We start from the raw sequence: 8,287 nt of genomic DNA, 5'->3' as shown, positions 1-8,287 counted from the left end.
CGAAGCTCTTTCCCTCCCCGTCGGGACGGTAGACCGTCCGGATCGGCTGGGAGTCCATGTAGAGGGCCCGAGCATTCGCGGCGAAGGTCCCTGGCAGGAACCCCACGTGGAACACATAGACCGCCTGGGTGAACGAGATGTCGGCCAACCACGCGGTGTGGTTCAGGGCCACGGAGTTCTTCTGAATCCGCGCCACCCCTGCCGGATTCCAGTAGACTGCCGAGGGGTCGTTGGCGACCGACACGAAGGCCGATCCCATCGCCGTGGCGCGGGCCCCGACCCCGAGCTTCAGGAACTGTCCGCCGACCGTGCCCACCTTCTCGAACTCCTCACCCGCGTGAACCAGGCCGGGAATCGCCAGCGCCAGGATCAGCAGTGAGATGCTTCTCGCCCTGGGAGAGCTTACCATCTTCCTCTTCCCTTTCATCGCCGTGCCCCCCTATCGGATGACGGTGAAGCGGCCCACTTGCGTGTTGCCACATCCCTTGACGTCCGGGGGACAATCCCTGCATTCGACCGAGTAGAGATAGACCCCGCTAACGATGTCCTGTCCGCGCCGCGAGATGAGGTTCCAGAAGACCGTTCCGCTGCCGTCCTCGCGGCAGTCCTTCTCCAGCGTCTGTACCAGATCTCCCGCGAGGGTATAGATCTTCACGCGGCAATCGGCCAACGGCAGGTTCGCAAACGCGATCTTCGTCCCGGTTGGATCCCTGTCGGAGGGCGTAAGGTCCCAACCCAGCGGCTGTCCGCCGCGGACATACGGGTTCGGGACGACGTAGACAGAGCCTCCCTTGTTGGCCGCCTGCCACTGGGGCACAACGCCGTCGCGCTCGGCGGCAGTGGGACGACCCGCCAGCTCCTGGTAGCCCGACACGGAGTCGGTCCAGCTGCTATAGGCGGTCACATCGTAGAAGTAGACCATCCCGTTCTTGAGCCCGAGCGTGTCCTCAAGGCGGTAGCGTCCGACCGGATAGTAATAGAGAGAATCCTCGTTCGGATCCTCGGACCCCGTCAGAATCGGCTCGGGGAAGGAGTCCGGGCCGATGCAGCGCGTCAGACCGTCGGGCCTGCAGACATACTTGGAGATATGGTAAGGGCTCGCCCGTCCTAGCCGGTCGGGTGGGTTCTTGCCGATGTCGGCGATCAGCTGCCAGTCTCCGGGACTCGGCCCCGTCGAGCCGATCGGCCGGCTCCATCCCTCGACCCTCCACACCCGATATCCCGTGAAGAGGACTTTGCGCTGGATCGGGTCGGCGGAAAGCTCCGAGAGGTTGTCCCACTGGAGAATCACCCTGCGGTCGCCGCCCGGGGCCGTCACTTGGATTGCGGGATTGCTGATCGGATCGATGTTCGTTCCCGGAGGAGGAGGCGCCACGGTTCCCACCCAACGGATCAGCGTCTCATAACCCTGCACCTCCGCCTCCTCGTTGGTCCGATAGAGGGGCGTGCAGCAGGTGCAGTCGTCATCGACGTAGTTCTGCGGCAGGCAGACGGTGTCCTTGACCTGGATCGTCTGCGGGCTCAGGCTGTCGCACGGGTCGCGCCAGATGAGAGGCTGGGTCGGATCCAGAACGAAGAGGCAGGTCTCGCGCCCTCCGACCGGCCAGGATCCGCCGCGACCGGTCGAGGTATTGCCATCCACGTCCCGCCAGGCTCCGTTGTAGATCCTCTGCGCGTTGATGGCGTTGTTCTTCATCTGCTCGAAGCCTCTTCCGATCACGAAGGCTGTCTGGAACTGCAGAACGTCGCCGGGGGCGAGTTCGCGGAACGGCCCCGCGCTGAAGCAGTAGCGGTAGTCGCTCGGCGAGCCGGTCGGGCGGCTCGCTCTCTGCCCTCTCGACAGCAGGTCGTATCTCTCGAAGTCGTTCCTCGGGTCCCCCGAAGGATAGGCTCCCGACCCGCTGAAGAAGATGGCGGTGTGCACTCCCACCTGCGTCGGGGCGCGCTCTCCGAAGGGGTCGGTCGTGTGGCCGAGGAACATCCCGCCGAAGTTCCCGTCCACGTCGCCGCCGGTGGCGTCGGCTCCGTTGTCGCGGATGTCGTACATGTAGCAGATGTCCAGTTTCATGTCCTGGACGCTGCAGTCGTTGTCCGATCCATCCCGCTCGCGGCAGGTGTAGCGGTTGGAGGCGTCCTCGTACTGGATCTCCTCGGAGTAGAAGCTGCCGCCGTCGTCTCCGTAGAAGCCCCGGACCTCCTTGGGGCCCGCGTCCGAGTCAACGAAGAAGCCTATGTAGAGGGAGCGAAGGACCTCGAAGCCATCGTTGTAGATCTTGAACTCGAAGCCGATGAACTCGTTCGAACCCTCCGTGGACCAGGCATAGCTCTCCTGGTGGACCCGGAGGTTCAAGGGGCGATGCTCCGGGTAGCGGTTCGTCGACTCCTGCGTGTAGTCCCAGTACTGGCAGGAGAACATCTGCTGAGAGATCGCCGAGTAGTCCTCGTCGCATCCGGCGACCCCGGGACCGCAAGGCCTTCCGACACCGGGGCCGTCGCCGTCGTCATCTCTGCCGTTGAGCGGGTCCTCGTCGACCAAGCCGTCGTTGTCGTCGTCGGGCTGCGTCGAGAATCCGGGACGATTCCCGTGCGGCGCTCCCTCGTACGACGGATAGATCGTGTCGACATCGTCCAAAGAGGGACGGAACTCGACCTCGTAGGCGCCTGTCGTGACGTACGGCAGGTTGTCGGGCGCGATCGCGCCAACCCAGAGGCTCGCCGCGTAAAGGTACTCGCCCCCCCGCCAGCCGGCGCCATAGGAGTCGACGAAGTTCGGATTCCCGATGATTCCGACGTTGGTGATCATCAGTTCGAGAAGACCGACATTGTGGTAGAAGATGTTCGGGGGGGATATGGCGTAGAGCCCGCTCTCCTCCGGAAGGCCCCAACGTTGCCCGGGGGGTTCCGCGGCCCGGGCCGGCGCCCCGATCAAGGGCGCCAGGCCTAATGCGAGGAGGATGATCACTCCCGCGCTCATTCTCTTTCGCATGGATCGACTTCTCCCCTCAACCCCTGGCTCAGAAGCTGAATGACACGCCCACGCGGACAGCCCTCGGGTCTCCGAAGACCCTTGGATCGTTCAGTGGGACAAAGTCCTCGATGCCGTCGCCGTTGACATCGTCGCCCAAGTAGGCGCCTCCGGCGCGTCCCGTCTCCGTGTAGTAGATTCTATAGTCGTTGCCTCGGAGCGCCGTTCCCGCAATGTCGTTGTCCGCCTCGAGCACTCCGATGTTCTTCGAGTCCAGTACGTTGCGTCCCTGCAGGAAGACCTTGAACCTCTGGCCCCAGAGCGTGTAGTACTTCTCGGCCTGCACGTCGAGATTGGCCTCGCTCGGCAGCCTGCGGGAGTTGACCACCTCGGGCTCGATCTGCCGGGTCGTCCTCTCGATCGGCGTGTACGGGAAGCCGGTCGAGAACTGCCAGACGAAGCTCGTCCCCCACTGTCCCTGCTTCGCGAGCTGGAGCTGGGCTCGGAATGTGTGGCGGGTGTCCCAGTCGAGCGGCTGCTCGGAAACGGGCAGGTAGACGAAGTTCTGCGACCGGCGGGCGTCCGGATCGCTCCCCACGCCCGTCGCAACGCCGAAGGCGTAGTTCAGCTCCATCCCGTAGTTGTTGCCGAAGCTACGAGTCAGCGTGGTCTCGAATCCGCGCGCCGAAGCGTAGTCCCTGTTGACGTACTGCGGGATGTTCCCAACCGATCCGAGCACGGCGAACTCGTCCGTCGTCACCAAGCCGAAGATGTCCTTGTAGTAGACGCTGAACTGGCCGCTCACGAGCTCGGTGAAGAGGTGCTGGATGCCGGCTTGGTAGGAGACCGTCGTCTCGTTGGTCAGGTTCGCGTTCCCGCGGACGCGGCCATCGAAGATGTTGCGGTTGTCGAAGATGTACTGCCTGTCGGGAATCTGGTAGAAGCGGCCGTAGTGGAAGCTGAAGACATCCCGGTCGGAGATCGGATAGGCGATCCCGACCCGCGGGCTGAACTGCTGCTTCACCCGATCGGTCACCTCGCTGATCTCGATCTGCTCCCCGACGCTGAAAAGGTCGTAGCGGAGCCCCAGGTTCAGCACCATCCCCTCGTGCTCCCAGCGATCCTGGAAGTAGATGGCCCCTTCCGGATTGAAGTAGTGATAGCGGGTCCGCGTCTGGCCGATCTCGCCTATGGCGTTGGTCTGGTAGGGCCGATCGACCTGAAGGTAACGCATGTCGTTGTAGGTCCCGTCGAGGCCGCCCTGGAATGTGTGCCGCCTGTACTTCTTGGTGAAATCCACCTTCGCCGTCGTGACCTTCGTCTCGCGGTTGGAGAATGAAGGGTAGTCGCCCCAGATGACGAAGTAGTCGCTCGCCTCGGCGTCAAAATAGTTGTAGTAGAAGTCGCGGCCGCTCTCGCCGTCGTACTCCCACGGCTGCTTCCCCAGAACCCGCCTATCGGCCTTGAATCCGCTCCTGGAGAACTTGGCCGAGTAGAATGTGTTGGCGTCGATCGTGTGGGTCCAGACCAGCTTGACCTGCTGGAAGAGGTCCTTGAAGTTCGGGGTGTGCTCCGCCGCATTGAAGTAGACGTAGGTGTCGTCGACCTGGGTCTGCGCCCACCGGCCGTGCCTCAGGATGATCTCGCCGGTGCGGGTCGTGTCCATGAAAGTCTGGACGTATCCCTCGCGGCTCCAGGCGTGCCAGTAGCCATCGCGCCGCGTATCGTTGTTGATCATCTCCGCCGTCAGCTTGTACGAGGCGCCCAACCGGTAGGCGAGCTTCCCCTGAAGACGCAGGGAGTTGTTCTTGCGGTCGCCGATCGAGATGAAATTGAGGAGCTTCGTGCGGCTGCGCCGTTCCACGGTCTTGGGATACTCGTCGGAGTAGGTCCCCTCGGCGGACACGTAGTAGGTCAGATCCTTCACCGGAGAAGGTCCGCCGACCCCGACAAAGATCCGATCGAGGTTGTCGTAGGTGTTGTCGGGCTGTCCGTAGTCATCGGTGAGATAGAGGAGCTCGCCCTCGAAGCTCTGTCCGCCCTCCTTGGTCTTGTAGTTGATCACCCCCGACTGCGCGTTCCCGTACTGGGCGTCCAGCCCCCCCATGATCACGTCCGCGCTCTCGAGGGCCATGGCCGCGAGACTCAACCCGGTTCCGACGAGCGGATCGCGCACCGGGACGCCGTCAACCTGGTATTGCACCTCCCCCGCCCGTCCTCCTCTGAAGTGGAGCGCTTCTCCCCGGGCGACCACTCCGGCCTTCAGCCCGATCAGCTCGCTCATCTCGTCCACAGGGAGGTTTTCGACATCAGAGGCGCGCACTTCGTGCGAGGTCTGGGTGGACTTCATCTTGATCCGCTCTCGGGCCGCGGTGATCTCGACCAGGTCCATGATCCCGACCACCTTCTGCTTGAGCTTGAACGTCAGGTTCGTCGTTTCACCCCGGTCGACGCGGACATCGGAGAGCAGCTGGTCCTCGTAGCCGATCATCATCACCTTGACGGAGTAGTTGCCGACCGGGATGTTCTTGACATTGAAGACCCCGGTGTCATTCGTCATCCCGCCCCACGGGGTGCCCAGGATCACGATATTCGCGTAACCCAGGGGCTTCCCTTCAGAGTCCGTCACCTTGCCGGTCACGACGCCGGAGCCCGTGCCCTGGGCAAGAACGACTCCTGGAAGGAGAAGCAATGCGGCAAGACAGAATGCGGCCGCTACGCCGAGCCGATCAGCCAGTCTCATGGCTCAAGCGCTCCTTTCCCCATAACCCCGATGAAGTGATGAGAACCCTTCGGGAGTACCCGACCGCCAACCCCAGCCAAACTGTAGGCCCTGCGCGCCCGGAACGTCAAGAGCCGTCGGCAACTCTGCCGTCGGCAGGACTCCCGGGCCCCGCCTCGCTCGGCTACAGAAGGAATCGGGCTCCCAAGCCGAGAGATGTAGCCTCTTCTTCACGATTCGGCGCGCCGCCGTAGTCGGGCGCAAGCGACCCGTAACGGAGCAGCGCATCGATCTGGAAGAGCCCCCCTCGCGGCATCAGGCCCAACCCTATCGTCACCGCGCTGCCTGTGTGAAGGGTTCGGGGGGCATCCAGGTCCCGGTCATCGACCGTCCTGGCATACCCGGCGCGAAGGGCGATGTCGTCCCGGAGGTAGTATTCGGCCCCGGCTCTGACCTCGAGCCGCCTCTCGGAGATCTCCTCCACGCCGCCGTCCACCCGATCTTCGGTCTCGGTGCGGAGGAAGGATCCCTCGATCCCCCCTCTCCCTCTTCCTGAAGCCAACGCATACCCCAGTCCCCCGACGAGCCGGGTCCAGCCCCGGTCCCTATCGAGAGCCCTGCGGCTGCCCTTGTAGTTCACCCCCTCGGTGACCAGATCGCTGGTCCAGCCGATCTCCCCGTCAATCGACGCGCGCATGCTGCCGGTCAGGTCGGCGTCCCACCTCGAACCGATCTCCCCACCTCGGACCTCCTCCTCGAACGCGCCCACCAGCGCCCGGTAGTTGGCCCGTCCAGGGTTGTCCGGCATGCGGTAGTCCCAGCTGACATCGACGTCCTGCCGTCCATCGATGCGAAGAAGGCTCGCCCTCACCGCTCCCCGCAGCAAGGCCGCGGGACTGAATGTGGCGACCGCGGAGTAGATGCCGACCGGCCTCTTCCATGTGAGCTCATCCTCATGGAAGCGTGAGACCTCATGGCCATACCCCAAGATCGTGTTCACCTGGCGCTCCACTTGCGCGCCGACAGCCAGGTTCCCCCTGAAATAGGCCAGGGCACCGGTGTATCGCACGCCGGACCCGTCGTGCGAGATGCCGAAGGGGTTGGTGGTCGTCAGGTGCTGGGCGTCCGAGGAGAAGTGGACGGCGCCTCCGACGACGAGCGGGCCAAGCCGCTGGTTGCCGAATCCGCCCCACTGCGGGCCCCGGTCGCGGCTGCGCTCGCCGCGCTCCACAGCGGTCTCGAGCCGCTCATAGGCGTACTCCGCGCCCAGGAGACGCTTGCTCCCGCTGCTCCACGACGCGATCGCGCCCGTTTCGACGAGGCCAGTCCGCGTCCGCGTCCGAACGTTCCGCTCGTTGCGGACATCGACCGCTCGGTCGATGCTCCTAAACCAGAGATCGGAGCGCCTTCCCTCCCGATCCGGGAGCCACCCGGCCAGGTTCCTTCCGTAGTCGCTCAGGTTGAGCTCCCTGCCCTCGTCCGCGACGGCAATCGTGAGCCCCCCCATCCCTTCCAACCTCGCCGAGGCGGGCGTCCGATCGAGGGCCAGTCCGGCCTCCTGGGCGAGATAGTCGACTGACTGAGCCCACCCCGCTCCCGAGACGGCGCACGAGAGCGCGAGAACGGCGATCCACTCTGCGCCGAAGCGTGCAAGTCGCATCTTCACCTCCCCGCCGGCTTCGGCTCGAAGCGCAGCGTCTGGACCTCGGAGCCGCGCTGGTCGCGGCCCGAGTTGTCCATCGCGGCGACCGTGAAGGCATACGTCAAGCTGCTGTCGGGGTAGAAGGTCACGTCGTGGATCTGATCTGCCGTCCTCAGGCGGCGGCCGATCTCCAGAGTCCAGACACCGACCGGGTCGGTCGGCTGCACCCTGTCCCAGCTTCCCTTCCCGTGGACATCCGCTCTGCTGCCCGTCGGATAGGTGACGATCCATCCTGGGACGAAGTCACCAGGCCTCCATTCCCGGGGCCTGGCGTCTCTCGGCTGAGCAAGAAACGCAGTGTCGCACTCGCTGAAGCGCCTGACCGGGATCTCCGGGTAGTCCCTCCATAGGAAGTCGAAGCCGAGGCCGTTGTTGGCGCGGCAGAGCTCGCCGATCACGTTCGTGCACGAGGCCGGATCGCGCGGGAACGCGTACGGATCGTCGGGCGCCCGGTTGCGGTAGACGTAGAGGGGAACGTTGCGCCCCGGCTCGAAGTTCGGCACGTAGCTCGGCGTCCCAGGATCGGAGACGAGGCCCGAGTAGGCGTCGGAGATCAGGTCGTCCAGGTATCCCGGAAGACCGTAGAGCGGATTCTCCGGGTTGTCGTTCAGGTCGAAGAGGTCCCTAACGGGATTCGTCCGCGCGGCGAGCCACTGCCAGACATCGAGCCGCCCGTAGTCGAGGCGACCGAAGGCCGGCGTCTCCCGCAGGTGGCAGGCCGCCTGGCATCCGATCTGGCGATACGAGCCCATGGCGTTGCCCGCGGGCTCGATCTCGAAGGCGATCGCTAGGCGGTCCTCGTCGGGGACATACCCGAAGTACTCGGTCCACCAGTAGGCGTCATCCATCAGCTCCTGGCGGCAGCCGTAGATTCCCGGGATGTTCAGATCGGGGCCGA

General features: G+C 64.4%; 5 protein-coding genes. All 5 read right to left on the bottom strand.

Annotation, left to right across the window (positions count from 1 at the left end; all coding sequences use genetic code 11):
- On the bottom strand, window positions 1–409 hold a 409-nt coding region (locus FJY88_09885; protein ID MBM3287640.1), incomplete at its 3' end, for a UPF0164 family protein.
- A gap of 30 nt (window positions 410–439) precedes the next feature.
- A complete protein-coding gene (locus FJY88_09880) occupies window positions 440–2,986 on the bottom strand; it encodes a hypothetical protein (protein MBM3287639.1) in 2,547 nt (848 codons plus the stop codon).
- A 28-nt stretch (window positions 2,987–3,014) separates the two neighbouring features.
- Window positions 3,015–5,708 carry a TonB-dependent receptor gene (locus tag FJY88_09875; protein MBM3287638.1) on the bottom strand — a complete coding sequence of 898 codons (2,694 nt, stop codon included), beginning with the start codon at window positions 5,706–5,708 and terminating at the stop codon, window positions 3,015–3,017.
- A gap of 163 nt (window positions 5,709–5,871) precedes the next feature.
- Entirely contained in the window at window positions 5,872–7,347 is a 1,476-nt protein-coding gene (locus tag FJY88_09870) for a hypothetical protein (protein ID MBM3287637.1), read from the bottom strand.
- Window positions 7,348–7,349: 2 nt separating this feature from the next.
- A partial coding sequence (locus FJY88_09865; GenBank protein ID MBM3287636.1) for a hypothetical protein occupies window positions 7,350–8,287 on the bottom strand: 938 nt, incomplete at its 5' end.

Source organism: Candidatus Eisenbacteria bacterium (genome assembly GCA_016867495.1).
Lineage (GTDB): Bacteria > Eisenbacteria > RBG-16-71-46 > CAIMUX01 > VGJL01 > VGJL01.
This window is presented reverse-complemented; position numbering and strand designations above follow the sequence as displayed.

Coding starts and splice junctions, on each gene's coding strand:
- FJY88_09880 (MBM3287639.1), bottom strand. CDS start 2,986: ATGCGAAAGAGAATGAGCGCGGGAGTGATCATCCTCCTCGCATTAGGC.
- FJY88_09875 (MBM3287638.1), bottom strand. CDS start 5,708: ATGAGACTGGCTGATCGGCTCGGCGTAGCGGCCGCATTCTGTCTTGCC.
- FJY88_09870 (MBM3287637.1), bottom strand. CDS start 7,347: ATGCGACTTGCACGCTTCGGCGCAGAGTGGATCGCCGTTCTCGCGCTC.